Consider the following 23,740-nt stretch of genomic DNA (forward strand, 5'->3'; position numbering starts at 1 on the left):
TCGCCGAGGAGTCCGTATGCTTGTGCGTCGGTAGTAATGCGGTGCGTGTGAGCGGATTGCAGGTGCTCGGCCCCATCGTTTAGCGGCCTAGGACGCCGCCCTTTCACGGCGGTAGCACGGGTTCGAATCCCGTTGGGGTCACCAACTACACGTACAATTGAATAGCTTCACATCGAGGCCCTGTAGCGCAGTTGGTTAGCGTGCCGCCCTGTCACGGCGGAGGTCGCGGGTTCAAGTCCCGTCAGGGTCGCCAAGGCGAGAAGCCCTTCCGAGAGGAAGGGCTTCTGCCTAGAAGGCCTCTTCTTCTCGAAGTCGGCTTTCGGCTCTGTAGCTCAGTTGGTAGAGCGTTCGACTGAAAATCGAAAGGTCACCGGATCGATGCCGGTCGGAGCCACTGCCCTACTCCCTAGCTTCTACATGGGAGTAGGGCTTTTTCATGCCCTCGATGAGTTGCCCGATTCGGCCGTTTGGCTACACTTTGACCGCAACTGATTTCGATGCTTCATCATTGAGCGCTATTGCAACAGCATCCAGATCGTTGTCGAACAGGTCCGCGTAGACGTCCAGAGTCATGGCCGCCGACGCGTGGCCGAGCATCCGTTGCACAGACTTCACGTTTGCTCCCGCCGACACCGCCAGCGATGCCGCCGTGTGACTAGCGCCCCCTTTTGCTGCCGAGATGATTATCAGCCCACCCACTGACGCGCCCGCAGGGGTTTGATGTATGTGGCGGCCGAATTCGCCTGACAAGAAGAGGTCCCGTCGTGGCAGACATCACCGAACCAAGCTCGCTTCGTCACGCGATCGACGATTTTGCACCGAAGATCGTGGACCTCATGGATGACGTGCTCTTCGGCGACGTGTTGGAACGTCCCCAGCTGAGCAAGCGCGACCGCAGCCTCGTCACCGCTTCCTGCCTGATCATGGTTGGAAACGGGGAGCAGCTCGAACCGCACCTCCGGATCGCACTGCAGAACAGATCAGCTTCACCATCGCCGCCACGCTGCTCTTCTCACCGCGATCGCGAGCCGGTTTCTTGCGACGCTAACCCGCTCAAACCGGTAGGACACAAAACAAAGGAGTACCCCATGCACACCCGCACCCTCGGGACCAGCGGCCTCGAAGTCTCAACGATCGGCCTCGGCTGCATGACCATGTCCGGCGGCTACAGCACCCATCCCGACCAGGCCGAGATGGTCGACCTCCTGCATGCCGCGGTGGACCGGGGCGTCACCTTCTTCGACACCGCGGAGATCTATGGGCTGCACGCGAACGAAGAACTCGTCGGGCGTGCGCTCGCGCCGTTCCGCGACCGCGTCGTCATCGCCACCAAGTTCGCACAGGACATCGACCCGGTCGAACGCAAGGTCCGGGGGCGGATGCTCACACCGGACGACCTCCCGCGTGCGGTCGACGGCTCCCTGCAGCGCCTCGGCCTCGACAGCATCGACCTGTACTACCAGCACCGCATCAACCCGGACGTGCCCATCGAGGACTTCGCCGGCGCAGTCAAAGAGCTGATCGAGGCCGGCAAGGTCAAGCATTACGGGATCTCCGAGGCGGCAGCCGAGACCATCCGGCGCGCCCACGCCGTTCAGCCGGTGACCGCGATTCAGAGCGAGTACTCACTGTGGTGGCGTCGCCCCGAGGACGACGTGCTCGCCGCGTGCGAAGAGCTCGGCATCGGCTTCGTGCCGTTCAGCCCGCTGGGCAAAGGGTTCCTGACCGGTGCGATCGACACCTCGACGAGGTTCGAGGACGGCGACCTGCGCACACAAATCCCACGGTTCGCGGCGGATGCGATGCAACACAACCTGGCGCTCGTCGACCTCGTGAAGTCGATCGCGTCATCCAACGGCGCTACGCCGGCGCAGGTTGCCCTCGCGTGGCTGCTGGCGCAGAAGCCCTGGATCGTCCCGATCCCGGGCACCACGAAGCTGCACCGGCTGGAGGAGAACATCGGCGCCGCGAACCTCGCGCTCTCCGATGACGATCTCGCCCGCCTCACCGCGGTGTACTCCGAGGTCGAGATCGAAGGCGGTCGCTACCCCGGCTTTCTCGAGGCACAGACCAACCTCTGACCACTGTGAAAGGCGTCTATGCCTGGCCGCTCGCCCGCGGCTGTCCTGAAGAGCCTCTCGGACGAGAGGACTGATGCACAGCCATCCACCGAGACGGCCCTCACCCGACCGCTTGTCGGTTTCCTAGTGGTCGAGACCAGCGGAAAGGTCGAGGTGCGCCTGAGCCTGGTCGATGAGGGTCTGTCCCTTCGCCGTGATTGCCGCGACGGCGTCCGCGCCGGCCACCCATCGCGCCGGCGCGTCGTCAAGCTCGACGACCTTGACGAGGTTCGCAGCGAGCTTGGCGGGGTCTCCGCTCTGCTGGCCGTTCATGGACTTCCATTCTTCGATGGTTTTCGCGGTTGTTGTGGCGTAGTCATCGATCGACAGCTCGGGCCAGCTGGTGGAGGATCCCTCCACCAGCAGTTCGGTGCGGAAGAATCCTGGTTCGACCGCGGTAACCCGGATGCCGAACTGCTCGACCTCTTCGCGAAGCGATTCGGTCCAGCCTTCCAGAGCGAATTTCGATGCGCCGTATGCACTACCGAAGGCACCGGAGACGATGCCCGCTGTCGAAGTGATGGTGACGACGTGGCCGGACCGCTGTGCGCGCATGATCGGCAACACAGCACGGGTCACGTTCAGTGGGCCGAAGAAGTTGGTCTCCATCTGCGCACGGAACTGCTCGGGGCTGACCTCTTCGAAGAAGCCGGGCTGGAAGTTCCCGGCGTTGTTCACGAGCACGTCGAGGCGGCCGAAGCGCTCCGTAGCGACTTTGACTGCGGCGTCGATGGAATCGGTGTCGGTGATGTCGAGGGACACGGTGAGAAGGTTCTCGTGCTCACCGACAGCCGCTGTCGCTTTCGCGGCGTCGCGGGCTGTGGCGACGACCCGGTGGCCGCCCGCGAGAGCGGCCTGTGTGATGTCAACGCCCATCCCGCGGCCGGCGCCGGTGATGAACCATACGTTGTTGTTAGTCATGCGGAGACTCCTATGGGGGCGTGTTGTCGATGAGCGGCTTTGCCCTGACGGGCAGGCCTGAATCAGGTGCTCGCGAAGGCCTTCAGGCGACAGTGAGTCGGGCCCGGAACTGGCTGTTTTGTTGGATCGCCTCGAGGTCGGTGAAGGTGCCGATCGGGATGATGCCGGTGAAGTAGTCGACGTGTTTGTAGTAGAGCACGAGGGCTTGGTCGGGCGCGTAGTAGCCGATGGTGCCGGGTTCTGCTGCACCGCCTGCGGGCATCCCGTCGAGCGATACCGGGCGGGGAAGGTCTGCGATCTTTTCCTGGCCTCCGTAGTCGCGGAATGAAAGTTCGAGGGGAAGTTGGGAGAGAAGCGACGTGGTCGCAGCGCTGGGTTGGAGCGTTCCGCGGATGGTTGTTGCGTTGATGGTGATGAGGATGTCGGTATCGGTCACGGTCGCCTCGGATGGGGAGTTGGTCGGCAATGTCGCGGTTGGGGATGGGGTTGCCGGTGCAGGCACGGTGGATCCGGTCGTGGTTGTGGGGCTGTCGTTGCTGGTGCATCCGGTCAACGCCAGTGCGAGCACCACAATTCCCCCGCTCAGCGAGCCGCGATACCGGCGGAAACGGGTGTTTCGGTTAACCACCGGTTTGTCCTCCGTCGACGCTGAGGGTTGGCCGATGGCGAGGCCTGTTGCGCGGCCGATCCCGCCGCCGGCCACGAACACGACCATGTCGGTGCGTGCTCACCATGATGGAGCCTCCTTCAGTCCGGTCAGGCGGGAGCAGTAGACGGTTGCGGCGAGACTTGCGAGGATCAGCGTGGATCCAACTGTTGCCGCGCGGGTACGCGCGGTGACCATCGGTGGCAGGTATGGGCTTCCGGCGTACTTGTTCCGGTAGACGTCGTCAATCTGATCCTTCACGCGCGCAGCCTGATACCAGGGGACTCGGTGCCGTTGTAGGCGCGCACATACACGCCGCCGTCGACGACGACGGACCAGATCCAGGCCAGAGTGCCCACAGTCGATCCGTCGGCGCGATACGGTGCGATGTGAAAGTCGTCGGTTGTACTTATCGCGCGAAGCTCCTCGGGGGTCCAGTCAGTCATGGAGCGCTTTCCACGACCGGCAGATGGTCGGCTTGCCAGGAGGCGAGGAGGCGCAGGCTTTCGGCAGAGGGTGAGCCGGGTTCTGCGGTGTAGATCAGGAGGATGTGTCCGGGTTCTGCGGTGATCGCGAGTTCTTCGTACGCGAGCGTGAGATCGCCGACGATGGGGTGGTGGAACCTTTTCGTGCCTGCGCCGTGGGTTCGCACGTTGTGTGCACCCCAGAGTTGCCTGAACGTGTCGCTGCGGGTGGAGAGTTCGCCGACGAGGTCTTGGATCGCCCGGTTGTGCGGGTCACGCCCGGCCTCCGCGCGCATGAAGGCGACGCACATTTCGGCGAAGAGTTCCCAGTCGGGGTAGAAGTCGTGGGAGACGGGGTCGAGGAACTGGAACCGGGCCAGGTTGGGTGTGCGCCCGCCGTCGCCGATGACGGGCGAGTAGAACGCTCGGCCAAGTGGGTTGAAGGCGATCACATCCGATTGCGCGTTGCGGACGATCGCGACACCGTCGGTGATCGCCTCGAGCGCCCAGTGCAGCGACGGACGCGTCGCCGGGTTACGAACGGTCCGGCGGCGCCCGCGGCCGGAGGCGGGGATACCGTCGGCGGCCCTGGCGAGGTCGAGCAGGTGTGCGCGTTCGGTGTCATCGAGCTGCAGCGCTTGGGAGACGGCGTCGAGCACGGAGGCGGAGGCTCCGGCGATCGCTCCTCGTTCAAGCTTGGCGTAGTACTCGACGCTGACGCCGGCGAGCGTGGCGACCTCGGAACGACGTAAACCGCTTACCCGCCGGTTGGGGCCGGCGGGGATGCCGGCGAGTTCGGGGGTCAGCCTGGCGCGTCGCGACATCAGGAACTCGCGGACCTCGGATCGGTTATCCATGCAGTCGAGGTTACGTCCGTCAGCGCCGATCAGGGGTCCCCTGTCAGTACACCTCTCATCAGAGACTCCCTCGGCCTGGCGAGGAGCGCTTTGCTTGTCACGTGACAGTTTCTCTAGCTCCCGCAGTTGACCGGGTTCGGGCCGGCCGCTGGTTGGCGACCCTCCTTCTGGTCCTGACCGTGTTCGGGCCGATCTCGATGGACCTCTACCTTCCCGCGCTTCCCGCACTCACGACCGAGCTCGGCGCAGCGACCTCGCTGGCGCAGCTGACGGTGACCGCCTGCCTGATCGGCCTCGCCGGCGGCCAACTGATCGCCGGACCGCTCTCCGACCGGTACGGCCGACGGATGCCGCTGCTGATCGGGGTCACCGCTTACGTGATCGTCTCGGCATTGTGTGCGGCCAGTCCCACCGTTGAAATCCTGATCGTGGCCCGCCTGGTGCAAGGACTTGCGGGCGGTGTCGGCATCGTGATCGCCCAGGCTGCGGGACGCGACGTCTACGACGGCGGCCGACTGATCCGGTTCTACGGCCGGCTCACCGTGATCGGCGGATTCGCCGCGATCGTCGGCCCCCTCCTCGGCGGCGTGCTCTCCACCCTGATGGACTGGCGCGGGCTGTTCCTTGTCCTGGCCGGGATCGGAGCTGCCATTCTCGCCTGGGCTGCGTTCGGGTTCCCGGAGACGCTGCCGGCAACGGAGCGGACAACCGGCGGGTTCGCCCGCGTCGGAGCGGATATGCGCATACTTTTCAGCGATCGCCGATTCGTCGGTGCCGTACTGGCGCAAGGCTTCGTCTATGCGGCTCTCTTCGCCTATCTGAGCGGCGCCACCTACGTGTTGCAGGGCGTGTACGGGCTCTCCCCGCAGCAGTACGCATTGGCGTTCGGGCTGAACTCTGCTGGGTTCATGGTCTTCGGCTACCTCGCCGGCCGCAGCAGCGAACGGTGGAGCGTCATCGGCACTCTTGTCATCGGCCTGATCGTAGCGGGGGCCGGGGCTGCCGGGCTGCTGGCCTCCGGGCTGACGCACCTGCCCCTGATCGTGGTCATCCTTTCGTTGTTATTGCTGGTCAGTGGAACCGCGATCACCAGCCCGCCCTCGACCACCCTGGCGCTATCCGACTACCCACAGATCGCCGGCACCGCCTCCTCCCTGCTCGGCGCGGCCCGGTTCGCGTTCGGCGGCATCGCCGCCCCCCTGGTCGGCGTCGCCGGCGCCCTCAGCATCCTGCCCTTGGGCCTCGTCACCACGACGTCCATCGTCTTGGCGGCCATCGCGGGAGTCATCTTCCTCGCTCGCCGAACGGCCGTGACCGTCGCGGACACGTCGCACACCCTCACAACGGAAGGAACACCCCTATGCGTGGAGTGATCATGTACGCCCCCGGAGACATCCGGGTCGAACAGCGCGAAGACCCCATCATCGAGCAGCCCACCGACGCGATCATCCGTGTGACCGCTGCCTGCATCTGCGGCTCCGACCTCTGGCCCTACCGCGGGATCGAGCCGGTGAACGGCCCGACGCCGATGGGGCACGAGTACGTCGGCGTCGTCGAACAGGTCGGCGACGCCGTGAAGAACGTCAAGATCGGCGACTTCGTCGTCGGCTCGTTCTTCGCCTCCGACAACACCTGCGAGATCTGCCGGGCCGGCTACCAGTCGCGCTGCATTCACGCGATCGGGATGGGGTCGCTCGGCACCCAGGCGGAGCTGCTGCGCGTCCCGCTCGCCGACGGCACCCTTGTCGCCACACCCCGCCAGCCGAAACCCGAGGAGATCCCGGGACTGCTCGCCGCCTCCGACGTGCTGGGCACCGGATGGTTCGCCGCGGTCGCTGCTGAAGTCGGCGCGGGTAAGACCGTCGCCGTCGTCGGTGACGGTGCCGTCGGACTGCTCGGCATCCTCGCAGCCAAGCAACTCGGCGCGACGCGCATTATCGCGATGAGCCGCCATGCCGACCGGCAAGCCCTCGCCCGCCGGTTCGGCGCCACCGACATCGTCGAGGAACGCGGAGACGACGGCGTGGCCAGGATCAAGGAGCTCACCAATGGGCTCGGCGCGCACTCCACCATCGAGGCCGTCGGCACGCAGGAGTCGATGATGCAGGCCATCCGCGCCACCCGCCCCGGCGGTCACGTCGGTTACGTCGGCGTCTCCCATGACGTCGAGCTCCCCGGTCTTGAGCTGTTCTTCTCCGGCGTGCACCTGCACGGCGGCCCCGCACCAGTGCGCCGGTTCCTTCCTGAGCTGATCACGCTCATCATGGATGGCGAGATCGATCCTGGCGCCGTCTTCGACGTCACCCTCCCCCTGGACGACGCCGCCGCAGGCTACCAAGCCATGGACGAACGCCGGGCCATCAAGGTCCTTCTGACAATGGAGACAACATGAACATCGAACCGCGCATCCCCACCACCAAGAACCCGGCGGAACAGTTCGCCGGCGACGTCTGGCTCGACCCCATCGCGCTCCCACACGACGCGGACCAGCGCATGGTCGTCGCCACCGTGCGATTCGCCCCCGGCGCCCGCACCGCCTGGCACAGCCACTCCCGCGGCCAATACCTGCGCGTCACTCAGGGCGTCGCCCGGTTCGGTGACCGCGACGGCAACATCATCGAGGTTCATCCCGGCGAAACCCTCTACACCCCACCCGGCCAGGACCACTGGCACGCGGCGGCCCCAGGATGCTTCATGGAGCACATCGCCATGCTCGAAAACTCCGACAACCCCATTGAGACCACCGCGTGGAAAGAACACATCACCGACGACGAATACAACGGGAGGACATCATGACCCAACCGCATTCCGGCTGGACCGGCGGCCACCGCGCATTCGGCGATTTCGCGCCCGGCCTCGTGCACTACACCGACAAAGTGCTCTTCGACGAAGTATGGGAGCGGCCCGAACTCTCCAAACGCGACCGCAGCCTCATCACCGTTACCGCGCTCCTCGCCGGCGGCAATACCGACCAACTGCGCTTCCACCTGCAGCACGCACGCCACAACGGGGTGACCGAACAAGAACTCATCGAAGCGATCACCCACCTCGCCTTCTACGCCGGCTGGCCCAAAGCGATGTCCGCGATGACCATCGCCAAAGAGGTCTTCGAGAACGAGGATGTCGCCGAATGATCATGGTTACCGGCGCATCGGCACCATTGACCGGGTGTTCTGGGCAACAGCCCAACTTCCGCGTATTTACCGGGATCGCGGGCTACGCGAGTGGTTCACAGGTCGAGCACCAGGTGCTGTCCGCGGCAGCGTGAGACGCACGTCATCATGGACGCGTTCTCGAGGCGTTCTTCGAGTGACAGGACCGAGTCGCGATGCTCCGGGATGCCAGCGAGCACTCTCACCTCGCAGGTGCCGCATGTGCCCTCCCTGCAGGTTGAGAGCACGTTAGCGCCGGCCCTGTTGACCGCATCCAGAACACTCTCGTCCTCACTGACCGTCATCACTGCTCCCGAACGGGCAAGCGTGACCTCGAACGGCGGATTGGGCTCGTGCTCGATGTTCCGCGGGTGGAATCGCTCGATGACGACCCGGTCGATCGCATCGTACCGTCGCGCGCTGTCCTCCAAGCCGGCGAGGAGACCCTCGGGTCCGCATCCATAGACGAGCGCTGGACCGGCGGGCATCCTGGCCCAGATGTCATCGAGCGGATACCAACCGCGCTCTGCGCTCGGCCAGGCGTATACATGGTGTCCGTACTGGTCCTGCAGCTCGTCGAGGTACGGCATCCGGTCACGCGACCTGCCCAGATACAGCAGACGCCAGTCCGCGGCGGTCGCGGCCGCCGCATCGATCATCGGAAGGATCGGCGTGATCCCGATACCGCCTGCGACGAACAGGTAGAAGGGCGCCTCGCGGAGGCGGAAGTGGTTCCGCGTCGCGCGGACGCGGAGCCGGTCGCCGACCCGCACGCGGTCGTGGACTGATCGGGAGCCGCCTCGGCCTGCCTCTTCGCGAAGGACAGCGATCCGGATGATGATGTCGCGATCTCCACCGCAGATCGAGTACTGGCGGATCGCCCCATCCGGCAGTTCGAGGTCGATGTGGGCACCCGGCTCCCAAGACGGGAACGGCGACCCATCGGAACTCAGGGACAACTCGACGACGGCATCGCTGAGAATACGCCGCCCTACGACAGTGACATCGATCGCGGTCGTGGTCGCAGTGGTCGTGACCACCGGACTCAGGATGCGCGGCTTGGAGGTCAGGCGAGGATCCCACTCGACAGGGAGCGACACCATGCCGCGCCCCTGTCCCCCGCGGGGGAACTCGCCCCTCGAACTGCTCCTTCCACGGCGAGGGAACATCACCGACAGCCGGTTCGGACGAGAAGGTGTCCGGGTCGTGCAGGGCCGTGACGATGTCGTCATAGCGGGTGACCTTTCGCGCTTCATAAGTGGCGGAAAAGGGGAACCCGGCACTGGCCCGGATGCCGGCGAGGTCAGTGAAGATCCGCTCCGGATCGATGAATGGGCAGCCGAGGGTTTCGGCGGTGATCGTCATTGCTTCCTCCAGCGGGAATGTAGAGTCCCGCCCGGGAAGAGCGCACAGGTGGGACGTGACGTGTCCGAGTGCTCGCCCAGTGCGTCGGATGCACCGAGGGGGATTATTCACGCCGACCAGATCGCCGGGTGTCCTCACCCCACCTGTATAGGCACGAGTGTACCCGAACGCCGAACTCTCCCCGCTATGCCCTAGGTTCGGTGCGAGAAGCGGGGACATCGAGGATGTGGTCGGGCTACAAACGCCTGCCGAGAACACGGCCGATAGACTTGAGCTACATCTGCTGAGGGAGCGTCATGGCATCGCGTTGGGCACGGGTCGTTCGCGGCCTGCTTGCGGCCAGCGTCGCCACCCTTGTGGCTGCGCTTTTCCACATGGCCGGCGGGGGCGTAGCCCCCAGTGCTCTCGCCCTCACGCTGAGCCTGGTGTTCTCGGCCCTCGCCTGCATTGCCTTGGCCGGTAGAGGGTTGGCCTTGTGGCGGCTCACTCTGTCGGTGGCACTCAGCCAGTTCTTGTTCCATACCCTTTTCGCCCTGAGCCCGTCGGGAAGTTTCGCTGGCGCTGACCCTTCTGGGCACGTTCACCTGGGCAGCCATCTGGAGATGGTCTCATCCGGGGGCGCAACGAGCATGGCGCCGATGGCGCCGGAGTCGGCAGCGATGTGGGTTTCGCACGGTTTCGCCGCGTTAGTGACGATTGCCGCATTGCGTTTCGGCGAGACGTCGTTCTGGGCACTCTGCGAGTTCACCGCCTTCCAGCTGCAAAGACTGTTCGGCTCGGATCTGATCCTGGCCCCCGAGACGGTCCCGGCAGCCCGGGTGGGGGTACTCTCGCTGCCCGAGCATGCGCTGCAGCTAGCCGTCGTGCTCGGTGAGATGCGTCACCGCGGCCCGCCGGCCGGGCACGCCTCGTTCGCTTAGCATCTGCTGGCGCCCCGAAGAGGCAGACAATCTTCCGTGCCGCACGGTTCTGACCTCGTGGTCCCTGCTGCGCGTTTCCCTTTTTCCTCGTGCCCGGCCGCCCGCATGGCGCGGCCGAGAATGGATATTTCTCCGATGAACAAACGTGTCCTTGCTCGAACCTCTTTCGCAGCGGCAGCGGTTGCTGCTCTCGTGCTGGCAGCGCCGCTGGTGGCGAGCGCTCACGTGAAGGTGGACCCGAACCAGGCGTCCGTGGGCAGCTACGCCACGCTGACCTTCAAGGTTCCGACCGAATCCGCGACCGCGGGAACGGTCAAGCTCGAAGTCGACCTGCCGACCGACACCCCCTTCGGGTCGGTGTCCTACATTCCGCTCGCCGGGTGGTCGACCCAGGTCGTCACCGAGAAGCTCGCCAAGCCCATCAAAACGGATGATGGCACCGTCACTGAGGCGCCCGTAAAGGTGATCTGGACCGCCGACAAGGGCGTGCAGATCGCGCCCGGACAGTTCCAGGAGTTCGTCATCTCCGCCGGTGCAGTGCCCGATACGGGAAGCATCCTGCTTCCGACGCACCAGACGTACTCCGACGGCTCGGTTGTGAACTGGGACCAGAAGACGCCCGCGTCCGGTGCTGAGCCGGAGCACCCGGCACCGACGCTCTACGTCAAGGACGCTCCGCCTGCCGACAGCGGCGCGGCGACTGTGACGGCGACACCGATCGCGGCTCCGGTCTCTTCCGCCACGAGCTCCAGTGAAGCGGTGGCGATCTGGGTCGCTGTCGGCGGTCTCGCGCTTGGAGCGATCGCGCTCGTCATCTCGGTGGTCGCGTTGACCCGCCGCGGCCGGGTCGCACCGACCGACGGTCAGTAGTCATGTCAGCGGCGACCCGACTGCCGAGATTCCGGCAGACCGTTTTTCTCGTCGGGCTCGGCGCGGTCGTCGCCGCGGTGCTGGCGCTGGCCCCTGCGGCCGGCGCCAGCGCCCACGACTATCTCGTGGACAGCACCCCTGCCGCCAATTCGGTGCAGACGATTCCGATCGAGAAAGTGTCGTTGACGTTCAACGATCGCGTTCTCGACCTGCGCGGCGATGGTTCGTCGGCGCTGATGCAGGTGGTCGGACCCGACACTCGTCATTTCGAGACCGGATGCCCCACCATCCTCGATCGCACCGTCACAGTTCCCGTCGCGCTCGGCCCGGCCGGGCGCTACACGGTCACCTGGCAGATCGTCTCGGCCGACGGGCATGTGGTGTCCAATTCGATCGCCTTCACCTATCGGCCCGGCAACGATCCATCGCCTGCGGCCGGAAGCACTGCGAGACCGAAATGCGGAAACGCTGTCGGAGCGGGCTCGACGGCAGCCCCGCCTGCAGCTGCAGCGGGCGGACGGGGTGGCGGCGGTGCTGACCTCGGCCTCGTCGTCGGCATTGCCGCCGGGATCATCGCGCTGGCCCTCCTCGGCGTGGTGATCGTCCTGATCACTGCACGTCGCGGGCCGGGAAGCACACCGAACCGTCCTCCCGCGGACGATTGAAGAGGACAATGACAACTCCCGCATCCGTCGACAGCGACCTCCAGTTCCCCGAACACGAGTTCCGGTTTCCCCGAGTCAGCCCTGTCGCCACCATCCTCGTCCTGTGCGTGCCCCTGAGCTTGGCATTCACTCTCCTTGCGATGACATTCTCCGGAGCGTTCCTGACCGGGCGTGCCCTCTCCGACCCGGGAGATGTCGTCACCTACGGGCTGCCGATCGCGCGCACCATCCACGACCTCGCCGCAGCAGCGACCGTCGGCTTCCTCGTCGTCGCGTCCTTCATCACGCCGGGGCAGACAAAGCAACCCGGTCAGGCCGGCTGGTCTCAGAGCCGCGCCACCCGCTGGGCGGCGTGGGCCGGGTCCGTCTGGTTCGCGGCCGCCATCGTCGTCATGGTGCTGAGCGGGATCGACATCTCCGGTGTCGCTCCCGGAGACCCGGTCTTCTTTCCCACGCTCGGCACCTTCCTGTTCAGCGTCGAGCTCGGCGAGTCGCTGGTCGTCTCTGCGACCTGCATCCTGGTAGCGACGATCATCGCCGCTCTGGCCCGGCGGCTCACGTCGGTCGGGGTGTCCTGCGGGTTCGCGATCTTCGCCCTGCTCCCGCTCGCTTTGGCCGGGCACGCGGCAGGGTCTTTCGAACACGCCAACGCGGTGAACAGCCTCGCACTCCACCTCGTGGGTGTGACCGTCTGGGTCGGCGGCCTCCTCGCCCTGCTGCTGATGCGCAAGACCATCAAGGGCGGCTACGGCACCGCTCTCGGACGCTACTCGGTGCTCGCCGCCTGGGCGTTCGCCGGTGTCGCCTTCTCCGGCGTCATCAACTCGTCCCTGCGTCTCGGATCATTCAGCGACCTGCTGCAACCGTATGGACTCCTCATCGTCGCCAAAGCGACCATCCTGATCCTGCTCGGCATCGCCGGCGCCTTCCAGCGCCGCCTGGTCATTCCCAGGCTGCGAAAGGATCCGACGAACCGACGGCTCTTCGCACGGTTCGCCCTCACCGAGCTGGTGTTCATGGCCATCGCCATCGGAATCTCCGTCGGACTCTCCCGAAGCGCCCCGCCGGTCTCCCAGCAGCCTCTGACCGGCGACGACCTGCAGGAGGGTCTGCTCGGGTTCCCCTACCCGCCGCCAGTCACCTTCATCCGCATGTTCACTGTCTTCCACGTCGACTGGGTCTGGCTACTGCTCGCCGGTGTGCTCGCCGGCCTGTACCTCTGGGGGTTCATCCGGATTCGGCGTCGCGGCGACAAATGGCCGGTGTACCGTCTCATCTGCTGGCTGGCCGGATGTGTCGTGCTGGTCTGGGTGACCAGTGGTGGGGCGGCAGTCTACGGGCTCGTGCACTTCAGCTCCCACATGATCCAGCACATGGGCCTGATGATGTTCGCCCCACCACTCCTCGTCCTCGGCGGACCTGTTCTGCTCGCCCTCCGCGTGCTCCCCACCAGGCACGACGGCAGCCGGGGCGTCCGCGAATGGCTCCTGCTCTTCACGCACTCCCGGTTCCTGCGTTTCCTCACCAGACCCCCGGTGGCCGGCGTGCTCTTCGCTGGAAGCCTCATCATCTTCTACTACTCGCCTGCGTTCCAATCGGCCCTGTTCTCACACGAATGGCACGTCGCGATGTGCATCCACTTCCTCCTCAGCGGCTACCTCTTCTTCTGGGTCTTCATCGGCATCGACCCCGGCCCGCCCCGACCCGCCTACCCGATCCTGTTCATCGTGCTGCTCGCCACCCTCGCCTTCCACGCCTTCTTCGGCGTTGCCCTCATGGAAAGCCAGGGCATCCTCGCCATCGACTGGTGGCACGCCCTCGGCCAGACCAACAACACTGCCCTCCTCGCCGACCAGCACGTCGGCGGCGGAATCGCCTGGGGCGCCTCCGAAATCCCCATGGTCCTCGTCGCCCTCGGCGTCGCCTACCAATGGACCAAATCCGACGAGCGCACCGCCAAACGACTCGACCGCCAAGCCGATAGAGACGGTGACGCCGACCTCAACGCCTACAACGACCGACTCCGAGAGCTCAGCGAACGGGATGCCGAACCCCACGACCGCCTAGGCTAGCCCGGCGCGAGTCGCAGCATGGCGTTGCGTGCCCGGATGCCCGCGGCGGTTGCGGGTACAAGAAAACGCGAGGCGATGGATGCTCCCCGCTGAGCACGACGGACATTGCGTCGGTGCTCCTGCTCGTAGGCGCTGAAGGCGGCGGTGTGGTCGTCGCCGTGGGTCCCGACCGCGGATGCAAGGCTGTGCGCGCCGATGATCGCGTTGCTGGATCCCTCCCCGAGGAGGGAGAGACAGCTGGCAGCGTCACCGAGCAACGCGATGCGGCCGCGGTGCCAGGTCGGAACCACCATGCGCGTGACCATGTCCACGTAGACGTCGTCGGCTGCGCGCCAGCGATCCAACAGGCTTGGCGCCAGCCACCCGACATCGGCATAGGCGTCCGCGACGAGCTTTTTGGAAGCCGCCTGGTCGCGCTGGTCGACTACTCGATCGGTGCGGAAGATGAACGCCGCACCCGGATGACCGCCAGCCGGATGCACGGCCAGCATCCGGCCCGGTTCGTTGTAGATCAGCACACTCGTCGGATCCGCGATGTCGATGTCGGCGCGCACGGTTCCGATGGCCATTCCGAAGGGTCGCGCGTACGCAGTCTCCGGACCGAACGCCAGGCGGCGAACGGTCGAGTGCACCCCGTCCGCGCCGACCACCAGATCGAACCGACGATCCATCGAGCGTTCAAAAGTCACGTCCACTCCGTCTGGGTGCTGGGTCAGAGCGGTGACGGTATCGCCGGACAGCAGCTCAACGTCGGGCCGCACGGTATCGAGCACGGCCGCAGCCAAGTCGGCCCGTGCGATCTCGATCTCGCTCGCTCCCGCGCGGCGAGTCCGCATCGACGCGCGGGTGCGGCCGGTCGCGTCGACGAAAGCCGCGTGGCTCACCCCAGTGTCTGAGGCGCGCAACCGCTCGTCGACTCCCATCGCTGCCGTGATCGAGAGAGCCTCGCCGCGCACGTCGACCGGGCTTCCACTCGAACGCATCTCCGCCGCCCGTTCGACGATCGAAACGCTCCAGCCGGATCGGGAAAGCCAGAATGCCAGCGTGGCACCCGCGATGCCTGCTCCGGAAATGAGCAGTTTCTTCGGCATCGTCAGCCCCTTCGCGCCTGATGTAACTTCTGCGGAAAATCATCGAACGCATCGGCCCCATGGACGGCTACCCAGTCAGGGACCGACTGCTCCTCTGATCATGCTCATCAGCGACCCGATCAGCCCCTGCAGGGCGTCGTCGTCGACCTCTTGCGACATGAGCCAGACATCCATCGCCTCGCCCATGCCCATCGCGACCGCTATCAGCAGGGTGGGCGGGACGTCGTCGCGCACCGCTCCCACACTTTGCCCGGTGGCGAGCACCTGCGCGATCCACGGGAGGGATGACTGTTCCAGTTCCTCCTGCGCCTTCTGTGACGCGGGGCTTCTTGCCGCGGCGGCCCAGCCGCGCAGCATGGCCGCCAACTGTGGTGACGCGATGAGCGCTCGCGTCAGCCGGAGGTAGTAGTCGCCCAGAACAGACCAGAAGGCGTCGGCATCCGCCACCCCCAGGTCGGGCAACGGACCGACCTGCTCGAACAGCCCGGCCAGGCCGACCTGCGCGACGTAGGCATACAGATCCTCCTTGCCGTCGAAGTAGTAGTACATCGACCCCTTGGAGATCCCGGCGGCATCGATCACCCGGTTGAGCGAGGCGTCATGAAACCCCCGCGACGCGAACTCGTCGAGGGCCGCCTGCACGATCGACTGTTGCTGAGCCACAGGCAATTTCGTGAATCTGGGTCGCACCATTCGCTCAGTGTGCCGCAGCCTGTTCCGGAAACGACGGGAGCTCGACGCGATCGTGGAAACTCCTGCCCATCACGATGTCGCCAACCTTCGGAAGACCCATCATCTTCAACACCGAATTCCTGACGAAAAGCTGGAACCTGTTCTTCGGGGCGAACGCCAGACCCAATCCCTGGGCAGCATCCTGCTTGGAACGTATCAGCGGGGCCAGCCGCTCCTCGTAGCGGGCAAACGCCTCGCGGTGGTCGCTGGTTCGTGCGAGCTCCGCCGCCAGCGTGTACGCCTCCACCATGGCCAGCGCCGAGCCCTGACCAGCAAGGAAGGACGGACACGCGCCGGCATCGCCCACCAAGGCAATGCGGCCGGTCGACCACGACGGCATCTGAATCTGGCTCACCGAATCGAAGTAGAAGTTCTTCGCGTTCGGCATGACCGCAAGCATCTCGGGAACCTCCCACGCAAAACCACCAAGCTTCTCGCGCAGCAGGGCCTCCTGTGCCGAGCGCTCGGCCGGCACGTCGCCGTCGTGCCGCAGGCTGAACAGGAGCAGCGTGGCGTCGTCGCGGAAAGAGAGGCGGATCGCCTGAAACCCGACCTCGGCGTACATCATCGCGACGAGCTCGTCACGTTGCGGGTATCCGTCCGCGTCGAACGCGACCACCACCATGCCGAGATACTTCTCGAATTGCTCGTCCGGACCGAAAGCGAGCCGTCGGACCCGGGAGTGCAGGCCATCCGCGCCGATGACGAGATCGAAATCGCGGATGCTCCCGCTCTCGAAGGTGACCCGAACACGCTCGCCGTCGTCGGCGAGCTCTCGCACCGTGTCGTCGAGCACCAGCTCCACCGCGCCGCCGAGGGCGTCGTAGATGACCGCGGCGAGGTCAGTTCGCGGAATGCTCAGATACCGCTCGTTCGACTCGATCACGGCCTCGGGATTGAACGACGCGATCTTGCGACCATTGCGATCGACCGCTCTCGCCTCGGTGAACAGGTAGCCGCGCGTGCGCAGTTCGGGCACGATGCCCATCCGCTCGGCCACATCGAAGCCGGCACCCCAGAAGTCGATCAGGTAGCCGCCGCTGCGCAGTTCGGGAGCATGTTCCACGATGGTGACCTCGTGGCCCGACTTGTTCAGCCAGAACGCCAGTGTGGGGCCGGCGATCCCGGCTCCTACGATCAAGACCTTCATGACGAATCCTCTCCGGCCATCGCTTTAGACCGCCAGTCTAAACCACGGGTCTAAAACCATCAATGGCGCAGTACCACTTCAGATGGATTTGTTCAGTCCGCCGATTGGACGACGACCGGCCGAGTTTCACGGCTCGACGTCGACCATCTCGCCGGAACTTTACGCCCTCGCGATCACGGCGCAGGAGGGTCAGTAGTCGTATCGAAAAGGTGCCCGAGGTGGGCGTCGGGTTCCGCGAGCGTGAGCACGACGTCTCCTGCTTGCAATCGGGTTGATCCACGCACCTGGAGCATCCGCCCGCCTCGGTTGACCATACTGATCCACCCGTCCTCGCCGAGGTCGAGCGCTTCGATCGTCGACCCGTCGGCGACGGAGCCACCGGAGACGGTGAGCCGGTGGAGACCGGTGGGCTCTTCGTTGAAGCGCAGGCCGAGCGACCAGGGCTCCGGCTCGACGACGCGCATCTGCACTCCGAAGAGTCGCGCGAACAGAGGGATCAGCCCGCCCTGCAAGACCACGGAGACCAGAACGACGATGAAGATCAGAGCGTAGATCCGGGAGGCGTGGGGAACGTCTGCGGTGATGATGAACATGCCGAGGAGGATCGGCACCGCCCCTTTCAATCCGGCCCACACGATGAAGCCGCGCTCTCCCCAGCGCAGTCGGGTCGGAACCAGAAGGAGTCCGACGAAGATCGGTCGGATGACGAAGATGATCAGGGCGGCAATGCCGAGCCCGGTCCACAGGATTCCCGGGTCGAATGCGTCCTTCAGCGAGACGCTCAGCCCGAGGACGACGAACACGATGATCTCGGCGAGGCTTGCGATCCCGCCGCTGAAACGCTCGATCTCGCGTTTGTAGGGGGCCCGGCCGTCGCCGATCACGATTCCCGCGAGGAACACTGCGAGAAAGCCGGACCCGTGAAGGATCGTCGCGGCCGCATAGATGAGGGCAGCAAACGCGATCGCCCGGAGGGAATAGAGCGCCTCGCTCGGCAGCGCGACCTTCCGTGTCAGCTTCATGAGCGCCCAGCCGCCGACGAGGCCGACCACGGAGCCGACCACCATCTGTAGAGCGAACTCGCCCGCGCCGGCAAGCAGCCCAACCAGGCCGGTGCCGGTCCCGGTCGCAGCCAGAAGGCTCACCATCAGTGCGATCCCGACAGGGTCGTTCGCCCCCGACTCGCCCTCGAGTATCGTTCCTGTGCGCCCTGCGATCTCACGTTTGCCCAGAACAGAGAAGACGACGGCCGGATCAGTTGGCGACAGCGCGGTGCCGACGAGCAACGACGCCTGCCACGAGAAGCCGAAAAAGAAGTGCGCGGCCAGTGCGATCCCCGTCGCGGTGAGCGCGGTGCCGATGATGCCGACGACGGTTATGGTGCCTGCGGAGGCGCGGAATCGGCGCCAGCCGATGTGCATCCCGCCGTCGAAGAGGACGAAGACAAGCGCGACCGTCACGATCCGTTCGTTGACGACGTTCGAGACGGTACCGAGAACCGGGAAGAGCGTGGATGCCGCCGACGCGGCCAGCAGGAACAGCGCCGGTGCCGGAACCCGGATCCACGCACTCAGACGGCTCGACATCACTGCCGCGATCAAAGCCGCCGCAGCGACAAAGACCACCACACTGAACGGCTCGATGTCGATCACGAGCTGGCGACCCAGCAGCTACCGAAACCCGCCATGCCGTCCTCCCAGTCAAGGCGCACCAACCAGACGCCGACCAGACTTCCCGGCACACCTGACCCGACACTCAGCATCGCGACACGACCACGCTACTCCCAGACCGCGTCTCGGCCGCCGAGTTCCGAGGCTTCGTCCAATAGAGGTGCACGCGCACGCTCGTTGGCCTCAGTTGCTCTGGCACGCCGGCGGGTAAATGTCCGGTGGCAGCACATTCTGCTCGCACACGGTGACCCTGTCGACCAGGGTCCAGCCGCCCTCGACCCATTTGAAGATCTGGGTCGTCTCACTCTGCGGGTGCGAGACACCGGCTGCAGCCCAGATCCCCGAGCAGAAGATCTCACTGACCGTCCCCTCGCGTCCCGCCTTGGTCAATTCGGCCTGCAACTGTTCGACCGTGCATTGAGGGGATGCCGCAGCCGAGGCTGTAGGCGAGGGAGTCGGAACCGCGGACTCTGTCGATGGGGATCCACCGTAGACGATCGCGCCGGTCGGCCCGTCGATCTCGCCGAGGTGCGACCAGGTCGTGCCGTCAGTGCTCGACATGACGGATGAGCTGATGGCGGCATTCTGCGGATTGGGGGATCCCGCGATCCAGGTCGTGGCAATCCAGTGCCCGCCTCCAAACCCGACGGATTCGATCAAGTCCTGTGCGAAAGCGTCGGGGTACCCTGTCGCCCATCGAATTCCGTCGGGGCTCAGGGACGTCGCGCCACCGGGCTGCGACCCGGTCCGGTTCGACGCGATCAACCAGGCGCTGTCGCCGGGTGCGAGGTGCCCGTTCGAAACACCGGTGATCGAATCGTCGTTCTGGGTCGTCCAGTCGATTCCGTTCTGGCTTTCGAAAGTGATGAGCGGGGACTTCTGGATGCTGCCAGCGAGCGCTATCCATTTCCCGTCGTGGAAGCCGACCGAGAGGAACCCCTCCAGGTAGTAGGACTTGATGTAGTCGGTGATCGTGGTCAGGGTCCAGGTGCTGGTGTCGGTACTGGTGTAGATGTAGCCGACATGGGCGTAGAGCGTCTGGCCGTTCGTCGCGATCTCGGGATCCGGTGATCCGACGGCGACCCACCGGCCGTCGCCGAAGGCGACGCCGGTGAGGTGGCCCGATACCGTTGCGACTCTCATCCAGGTGTGCAGGTCGGAACTGCTGAAGATGTCGGACTGCGACGCCTCGGTCTGGATCGGGTCGGCTACCGCGATCCAGCGATCGCCTCCCCACGTGAGTCCGGTGACCAATTCGTCGGGGATGACGCCAACCGGGCTCCAGACGGTTCCGGCCGCACTCGTCTCGATCGTCGTCTGGTCGACGATGCTGTTGCCGGACGATGAGGTCAGCGCTGCGGCGACCCATTCGCCGCTTCCGATGCCGACGGGCTGTGCATAGACCGCGCCGGTTCCGACGTCGACGAGCGTGAGCGAGTGGACCGCTTTTCCGGGTTGCACGGCGATCACGCCTGTCGGCGCATACCCGGGCCATGCTGGTCCGGTGATGTGCGCGGATGGGACCGCAAAGAGCTGGGGCGGTGTCAGTGGGTTGCCGCAATTGCATTTGACGCGTGGCGTCCCTGTCGCATCCACCATGACTGCGGTGCCGGCCTGGAGGACGGACAGCAACGATGTCGCCGATCCTTTGTGGTAGCCGTGATTACCGACCAGGGTGTCGCTGTTGAGCAGGACCGGCGTCAGGGCAGCCACATATTTCGGGATGTCCGCCGCGGCGATCCCGAGGACGTGCGCCCAAGCCGCTGCCTTCTTCGGATTCGCTTGAAGGAATTTCACGAGCTGCTGGGGATCGCAGACCTGGGTGTTGCCGCTGCCGCCATAAAGTCCGGGTGTCGTGCCGGTGGCCACCGGGGTCTTCGTGTTGCTTGCGACCGGCAGCGTGGTGCGTAGTTGGGCGCTCTTCCTGGCCACTGTCGGGTCCGTCGCAGGGGTGGCGCCCTTCGCCACCGAGTTCGTGAACGGGTTGGGTCCTCGGGTCGCCGAGGGGATCAGGGTCACCGACGCGGCGGATGCGTTCCCCATCGCGACGATGACGATCACGGAGGCGGCAACGAGGAGCAGCACGGCGGCAATGCCCCCGGCAATCCACCCGCGTCGACGTGGAGCGCTCCCTGGCGCCGATCCAGCGTCGGAGGAGTTCGGCGGGACAGCAGAATTCATGGTGCGACTCCTTCGCACAAGGTCCGCCGCGAAGTGCGGACATCCGAACGCTACTCCCCGACGTCACCTCGACGGAAGGCGTACCTGATTTTTCCTCAGCTTATACATGGCGGGGTCGCAGCCGCCTGTCTGCTGCGTCTCGTAACGAGTGCGGTGGGGCGCACAGGGTGCAGACGTATCAAGAGGCCGCACTCTCGGCACGTGGCCTGAATTTGACGAGCTCAGTGCCCCGCGGTCGCCGGCCGCAGCCGCGTTTCTTCCGCGTCGAGTAGCCCTTCGGCACGCGCAAGGATTCGAGAAGGGTACGTGCCGCTCCTGCGCGCGCCCAGCAGCTTCGAGCGTTCGGCCGCGATCACGGCGAGTCGCAGCTCGCGATAGGTGCGATTCGGATTCTCGTTAGGGTCCGACACGGACTCGCGAGCGCGCTCCCAGGCAGCTTCGGCTCGCAGGAACGACGACTGCCGCACCCTCTCGATAATGTCGGGATCGACAGGGTGGCCGACGATCTCAGACGTGTCCTCGAGTACGACGAGCCCTGCGTAACTGAGTTCGTCGAGGAGCTTCGCGAGCTCGCGCGTGTCCTCAACGTCGTCCGCTCCTCGAATCTTCAGCACTCGGATCAGGGCAGGAAGCGTGCCACCTTGTCCGACCAGAGTGACGACCGCGACGGTGAAAGCAATAAGGATGAGCTGGGAACGGTACGGAGTGTCTTCGGGCAACGATTGGGCTGCAGCAAGGGTGACGACGCCGCGCATTCCCGACCAGCCGAGAACCACTCCCCCGCGCCAGTCGATCCGTTCGCTTCGCCCGTGCTCGAGGTCCGCTCGCCGAATCGCGTAGATACGTTTCGCGCGTTTTCGCCGCTCGCCGCGCAAGGCCGTCTTTCTCTCCGGGGATTGGTCGAGCGCGAGCCGAAGCCGCAAGGTGGACTTCTCCGCGCGCTGTGAACGCCACTTCAACGACAGCACCATCGGTCCGATCCACGCGAATCGCAAGACGATGAGTGCGAGGACCGCAATCAGGCCGATTCCGATCGATGCGCCGACGGTCAAGACGGTCGGGTCGACGTGTTCGAGCAGTGTGCGAAGCTCCAAACCGATGACCAGGAAGACGGCACTCTCGAGGAGGAACTGGATGGTACGCCAGTTGATGCCGTCGCTGATCCTCGCTTGCGGTGACAGCCGGCGCGGGGCGACGTGACCGGTGTACAGGCCCGCGACCACGACGGCGAGCACCCCGGATGCGTGAAGGGCTTCGGCCGGCATGAAGGCGATGAACGGTACTGCAATCGAAATCGCGGTGTCCAGGACGGAGTCCGAGAGCTTCGACCGCACGTACACGGTCACCATCCCGGCTACCAGTCCGACGACGATGGCTACCACGACGGCGTAGAGGAAATCGGCGCCGATCGCCCAGGGGCTCAGAACGCCGCCGGCCGCCGCTGCGACCGCAGACCGCAACAGCACGAGCGCCGTAGCGTCGTTGACAAGTCCTTCGCCTTCGAGAACGGTCAGAATTCGCGGTGGAAGTCCGAGACGACGGCCGATCGAGGTCGCCGCCACCGCATCGGGAGGGCTGATGATCGCACCGAGGGCGATGGCCGCAGCGAGGTTCAGATCGGGCAGCATCGCAAACAGCAGGAACCCCACGGCGAAGGCGGTCACCACGACCAGTGCGACCGAGAGGCTGGCGATCGTGCCGAGGTTGCGGCGGAAGTCGATCATCGGCACGCTGATCGCCGCTGCGTACAGGATGGGCGGGAGCACGCCGTCGAGCACCCATTCGTGCGGCACTTCGATCAACGGCACGCCGGGCAGGTAGGAAAGACCGACGCCGACGAGAACCAGAGCGATCGGGGCAGCCACGCCGAAACGTTTCGACAATGCCGCGACGCCCACCAGGATCACGATTCCTGCAACGGCTATGTACCCGAATTCCATCCGACAAGCCTACGGGCCAAGCGTGGATGCAGGATGCTTACGTTTTAGTGATCAATATGTCAGGGGCCGCTCAGCCGCGCAGATCGCGGCGGCGGAAGACGAGAACGGCCGCTACTGCCAGCAGGATGCTGATCGCCACCAGCAGGAGGATGTACCCGCCCTGTGCCCCGTGAGTGAGCGGGTTCGAGGAGTTGTAGTAATACCAGGGGCTGAACTTCTGCCCTGCCGCAAGGTTCGAGTCGAGCGGAAGGAACGTGTTCGCCGCGAACGCCAGCACTGCCGCGAGCGTGGACCCCAGGGTTGCGACCCTCTTGCTTCCCGTGGCGGCGCCCAGAAGAAAGGCCAACGCACCGAAGAGGAGGCCGAAGACGAAGGCGTGAGCGGCGACGCCGATGATCCCTGCCAGGCTCAGCCCGAGGTTTCCGATGACGTTGCCGAGCACCAGGCCGAGTCCGATGCAGATCGAGACGATGAGCACCGAGATCGCCATCGCGACCATGGTTGCCACGAGGAAGGTGCTTCGGTTGACGGGTGCGCTCAGGGTGAGCCCGAGGGTCTTCTTCTCTTCTTCACCCGCCGATGACGCGGCGGCGCTCATGATGGCGACGACGATGACGGCGGCCGGCGCCACCAGCGAGAGCAGTTCGGCATTGGCCCATCCGGCCGGTGTCGACAGATCGGTTCCGCCGGAGATCGCCTTGACGAGATCGACCATCGATTGCGGTAGGTTGCGGAACACGTCGCGAAGGGGTGGCCAGAGCACGCCGAGTACGGCGCCGATCGCGAGCATGTAGAACGAAGCGGCGCCGACGACCTGGGTGCGATCTTTTACTGCCTTTCCGATCAGCGCCGACACCGTCGCGCGCGGGATCGGCGCGGCAGTCGGTCGTTCGTGCGGGGGAACCACGGTGGTTGTCACGGTGT

Annotated in this window: 22 protein-coding genes, 3 tRNA genes and 1 pseudogene; 12 read left to right on the forward strand and 14 right to left on the reverse strand. The window is 65.4% G+C overall.

The window, feature by feature from the left end; all coding sequences use genetic code 11:
• Positions 1-68 precede the first annotated feature (68 nt).
• The 3 genes from AAYO93_RS15985 to AAYO93_RS15995 all read left to right on the forward strand — a co-directional run bounded on the left by AAYO93_RS15985 (position 69) and on the right by AAYO93_RS15995 (position 394).
• A tRNA-Glu gene (locus AAYO93_RS15985) sits at positions 69-144 on the forward strand.
• 32 nt (positions 145-176) lie between these two features.
• Positions 177-253: transfer RNA gene (locus AAYO93_RS15990), tRNA-Asp, on the forward strand.
• Positions 254-321: 68 nt separating this feature from the next.
• Positions 322-394 (forward strand) — tRNA-Phe (locus AAYO93_RS15995).
• Between the two features lie 77 nt (positions 395-471).
• Here AAYO93_RS15995 and AAYO93_RS16000 read toward each other — a convergent pair.
• Positions 472-654: pseudogene (locus AAYO93_RS16000) on the reverse strand (site-specific integrase); the annotation flags it as partial.
• A gap of 434 nt (positions 655-1,088) precedes the next feature.
• Here AAYO93_RS16000 and AAYO93_RS16005 point away from each other — a divergent pair.
• Positions 1,089-2,081, forward strand: coding sequence for an aldo/keto reductase (locus AAYO93_RS16005; RefSeq protein ID WP_345762155.1), 993 nt, complete (start codon positions 1,089-1,091; stop codon positions 2,079-2,081).
• 123 nt (positions 2,082-2,204) lie between these two features.
• Here AAYO93_RS16005 and AAYO93_RS16010 read toward each other — a convergent pair whose 3' ends face one another.
• The 5 genes from AAYO93_RS16010 to AAYO93_RS16025 form a co-directional block, all read right to left on the reverse strand.
• The gene (locus tag AAYO93_RS16010) at positions 2,205-3,041 is read right to left on the reverse strand and encodes an SDR family NAD(P)-dependent oxidoreductase (RefSeq protein WP_345762156.1); all 837 of its coding nucleotides are present in this window, start codon (positions 3,039-3,041) and stop codon (positions 2,205-2,207) included.
• An 82-nt stretch (positions 3,042-3,123) separates the two neighbouring features.
• Complete coding sequence (locus tag AAYO93_RS16015) at positions 3,124-3,669, reverse strand: cyclophilin-like fold protein (protein WP_345762157.1); 546 nt, start codon at positions 3,667-3,669, stop codon at positions 3,124-3,126.
• Between the two features lie 99 nt (positions 3,670-3,768).
• On the reverse strand, positions 3,769-3,948 hold the full coding sequence (locus AAYO93_RS20225; protein WP_434056647.1) for a hypothetical protein: 180 nt from the start codon (positions 3,946-3,948) through the stop codon (positions 3,769-3,771).
• The gene (locus AAYO93_RS20230) at positions 3,945-4,133 is read right to left on the reverse strand and encodes a DUF2255 family protein (RefSeq protein ID WP_434056648.1); all 189 of its coding nucleotides are present in this window, start codon (positions 4,131-4,133) and stop codon (positions 3,945-3,947) included. The genes AAYO93_RS20225 and AAYO93_RS20230 overlap by 4 nt, the downstream gene beginning before the upstream one ends.
• Complete coding sequence (locus tag AAYO93_RS16025; protein ID WP_345762158.1) at positions 4,130-5,008, reverse strand: helix-turn-helix transcriptional regulator; 879 nt, start codon at positions 5,006-5,008, stop codon at positions 4,130-4,132. The genes AAYO93_RS20230 and AAYO93_RS16025 overlap by 4 nt, the downstream gene beginning before the upstream one ends.
• Before the next feature lie 101 nt (positions 5,009-5,109).
• On the opposite strand from AAYO93_RS16025, the gene AAYO93_RS16030 reads away from it, so the two are divergent.
• Genes AAYO93_RS16030 through AAYO93_RS16045 form a run of 4 tightly spaced genes read left to right on the forward strand, consistent with a single transcriptional unit; the run spans position 5,110 to position 8,142 of the window.
• Complete coding sequence (locus AAYO93_RS16030; RefSeq protein ID WP_345762160.1) at positions 5,110-6,381, forward strand: multidrug effflux MFS transporter; 1,272 nt, start codon at positions 5,110-5,112, stop codon at positions 6,379-6,381.
• Positions 6,369-7,400, forward strand: a complete 1,032-nt coding sequence (locus AAYO93_RS16035) for a zinc-dependent alcohol dehydrogenase family protein (protein ID WP_345762161.1) — start codon at positions 6,369-6,371, stop codon at positions 7,398-7,400. Before AAYO93_RS16030 ends, AAYO93_RS16035 begins: the two co-directional genes overlap by 13 nt.
• Positions 7,397-7,804 carry a (R)-mandelonitrile lyase gene (locus AAYO93_RS16040; RefSeq protein ID WP_345762162.1) on the forward strand — a complete coding sequence of 136 codons (408 nt, stop codon included), beginning with the start codon at positions 7,397-7,399 and terminating at the stop codon, positions 7,802-7,804. Before AAYO93_RS16035 ends, AAYO93_RS16040 begins: the two co-directional genes overlap by 4 nt.
• Entirely contained in the window at positions 7,801-8,142 is a 342-nt protein-coding gene (locus tag AAYO93_RS16045; protein ID WP_345762163.1) for a carboxymuconolactone decarboxylase family protein, read from the forward strand. Before AAYO93_RS16040 ends, AAYO93_RS16045 begins: the two co-directional genes overlap by 4 nt.
• 95 nt (positions 8,143-8,237) lie before the next feature.
• Here the strand turns inward: AAYO93_RS16045 and AAYO93_RS16050 are convergent, their stop codons facing one another.
• Positions 8,238-9,263: a PDR/VanB family oxidoreductase gene (locus AAYO93_RS16050; protein WP_345762164.1), complete on the reverse strand. Its 1,026-nt coding sequence runs from the start codon at positions 9,261-9,263 to the stop codon at positions 8,238-8,240.
• Between the two features lie 558 nt (positions 9,264-9,821).
• On the opposite strand from AAYO93_RS16050, the gene AAYO93_RS16055 reads away from it, so the two are divergent.
• The 4 genes from AAYO93_RS16055 (at position 9,822) to AAYO93_RS16070 (ending at position 14,052) form a co-directional block, all read left to right on the forward strand.
• A complete protein-coding gene (locus AAYO93_RS16055; protein WP_345762165.1) occupies positions 9,822-10,445 on the forward strand; it encodes a hypothetical protein in 624 nt (207 codons plus the stop codon).
• 135 nt (positions 10,446-10,580) lie between these two features.
• The gene (locus AAYO93_RS16060; RefSeq protein WP_345762166.1) at positions 10,581-11,315 is read left to right on the forward strand and encodes a YcnI family copper-binding membrane protein; all 735 of its coding nucleotides are present in this window, start codon (positions 10,581-10,583) and stop codon (positions 11,313-11,315) included.
• Between the two features lie 2 nt (positions 11,316-11,317).
• Positions 11,318-11,980 (forward strand): copper resistance CopC family protein, encoded by a 663-nt coding sequence (locus AAYO93_RS16065; protein WP_345762167.1) that lies wholly within the window; start codon positions 11,318-11,320, stop codon positions 11,978-11,980.
• 8 nt (positions 11,981-11,988) lie between these two features.
• Positions 11,989-14,052 carry a cytochrome c oxidase assembly protein gene (locus AAYO93_RS16070; RefSeq protein ID WP_345762168.1) on the forward strand — a complete coding sequence of 688 codons (2,064 nt, stop codon included), beginning with the start codon at positions 11,989-11,991 and terminating at the stop codon, positions 14,050-14,052.
• On the opposite strand, the gene AAYO93_RS16075 is transcribed toward AAYO93_RS16070, so the two are convergent.
• The 7 genes from AAYO93_RS16075 to AAYO93_RS16105 form a co-directional block, all read right to left on the reverse strand.
• Positions 14,049-15,143, reverse strand: a complete 1,095-nt coding sequence (locus tag AAYO93_RS16075) for an FAD-dependent monooxygenase (protein WP_345762169.1) — start codon at positions 15,141-15,143, stop codon at positions 14,049-14,051. The two genes, AAYO93_RS16070 and AAYO93_RS16075, sit on opposite strands and share 4 nt — an antisense overlap.
• Before the next feature lie 75 nt (positions 15,144-15,218).
• On the reverse strand, positions 15,219-15,806 hold the full coding sequence (locus tag AAYO93_RS16080) for a TetR/AcrR family transcriptional regulator (protein WP_345762170.1): 588 nt from the start codon (positions 15,804-15,806) through the stop codon (positions 15,219-15,221).
• A 34-nt stretch (positions 15,807-15,840) separates the two neighbouring features.
• Entirely contained in the window at positions 15,841-17,025 is a 1,185-nt protein-coding gene (locus AAYO93_RS16085; protein WP_345762171.1) for an FAD-binding domain, read from the reverse strand.
• Between the two features lie 173 nt (positions 17,026-17,198).
• On the reverse strand, positions 17,199-18,677 hold the full coding sequence (locus AAYO93_RS16090) for a cation:proton antiporter domain-containing protein (RefSeq protein ID WP_345762172.1): 1,479 nt from the start codon (positions 18,675-18,677) through the stop codon (positions 17,199-17,201).
• Positions 18,678-18,878: 201 nt separating this feature from the next.
• Complete coding sequence (locus AAYO93_RS16095; RefSeq protein ID WP_345762173.1) at positions 18,879-20,876, reverse strand: DUF6777 domain-containing protein; 1,998 nt, start codon at positions 20,874-20,876, stop codon at positions 18,879-18,881.
• 221 nt (positions 20,877-21,097) lie between these two features.
• Positions 21,098-22,816 carry a cation:proton antiporter gene (locus tag AAYO93_RS16100; RefSeq protein WP_345762174.1) on the reverse strand — a complete coding sequence of 573 codons (1,719 nt, stop codon included), beginning with the start codon at positions 22,814-22,816 and terminating at the stop codon, positions 21,098-21,100.
• Between the two features lie 70 nt (positions 22,817-22,886).
• Complete coding sequence (locus AAYO93_RS16105) at positions 22,887-23,735, reverse strand: ABC transporter permease subunit (protein WP_345762175.1); 849 nt, start codon at positions 23,733-23,735, stop codon at positions 22,887-22,889.
• Positions 23,736-23,740: the final 5 nt, after the last annotated feature.

The sequence above is a fragment of the Diaminobutyricibacter sp. McL0608 genome (assembly GCF_039613825.1).
Lineage (GTDB): Bacteria > Actinomycetota > Actinomycetes > Actinomycetales > Microbacteriaceae > Diaminobutyricibacter.

What these genes read in the sequence shown, in the direction of transcription:
- AAYO93_RS16005 (WP_345762155.1), top strand. Translation starts at nt 1,089, where the DNA reads ATGCACACCCGCACCCTCGGGACCAGCGGCCTCGAAGTCTCAACGATC.
- AAYO93_RS16010 (WP_345762156.1), bottom strand. Translation starts at nt 3,041, where the DNA reads ATGACTAACAACAACGTATGGTTCATCACCGGCGCCGGCCGCGGGATG.
- AAYO93_RS20230 (WP_434056648.1), bottom strand. Translation starts at nt 4,133, where the DNA reads ATGACTGACTGGACCCCCGAGGAGCTTCGCGCGATAAGTACAACCGAC.
- AAYO93_RS16025 (WP_345762158.1), bottom strand. Translation starts at nt 5,008, where the DNA reads ATGGATAACCGATCCGAGGTCCGCGAGTTCCTGATGTCGCGACGCGCC.
- AAYO93_RS16035 (WP_345762161.1), top strand. Translation starts at nt 6,369, where the DNA reads ATGCGTGGAGTGATCATGTACGCCCCCGGAGACATCCGGGTCGAACAG.
- AAYO93_RS16040 (WP_345762162.1), top strand. Translation starts at nt 7,397, where the DNA reads ATGAACATCGAACCGCGCATCCCCACCACCAAGAACCCGGCGGAACAG.
- AAYO93_RS16045 (WP_345762163.1), top strand. Translation starts at nt 7,801, where the DNA reads ATGACCCAACCGCATTCCGGCTGGACCGGCGGCCACCGCGCATTCGGC.
- AAYO93_RS16050 (WP_345762164.1), bottom strand. Translation starts at nt 9,263, where the DNA reads ATGGTGTCGCTCCCTGTCGAGTGGGATCCTCGCCTGACCTCCAAGCCG.
- AAYO93_RS16055 (WP_345762165.1), top strand. Translation starts at nt 9,822, where the DNA reads ATGGCATCGCGTTGGGCACGGGTCGTTCGCGGCCTGCTTGCGGCCAGC.
- AAYO93_RS16060 (WP_345762166.1), top strand. Translation starts at nt 10,581, where the DNA reads ATGAACAAACGTGTCCTTGCTCGAACCTCTTTCGCAGCGGCAGCGGTT.
- AAYO93_RS16065 (WP_345762167.1), top strand. Translation starts at nt 11,318, where the DNA reads ATGTCAGCGGCGACCCGACTGCCGAGATTCCGGCAGACCGTTTTTCTC.
- AAYO93_RS16070 (WP_345762168.1), top strand. Translation starts at nt 11,989, where the DNA reads ATGACAACTCCCGCATCCGTCGACAGCGACCTCCAGTTCCCCGAACAC.
- AAYO93_RS16075 (WP_345762169.1), bottom strand. Translation starts at nt 15,143, where the DNA reads ATGCCGAAGAAACTGCTCATTTCCGGAGCAGGCATCGCGGGTGCCACG.
- AAYO93_RS16085 (WP_345762171.1), bottom strand. Translation starts at nt 17,025, where the DNA reads ATGAAGGTCTTGATCGTAGGAGCCGGGATCGCCGGCCCCACACTGGCG.
- AAYO93_RS16095 (WP_345762173.1), bottom strand. Translation starts at nt 20,876, where the DNA reads ATGAATTCTGCTGTCCCGCCGAACTCCTCCGACGCTGGATCGGCGCCA.
- AAYO93_RS16100 (WP_345762174.1), bottom strand. Translation starts at nt 22,816, where the DNA reads ATGGAATTCGGGTACATAGCCGTTGCAGGAATCGTGATCCTGGTGGGC.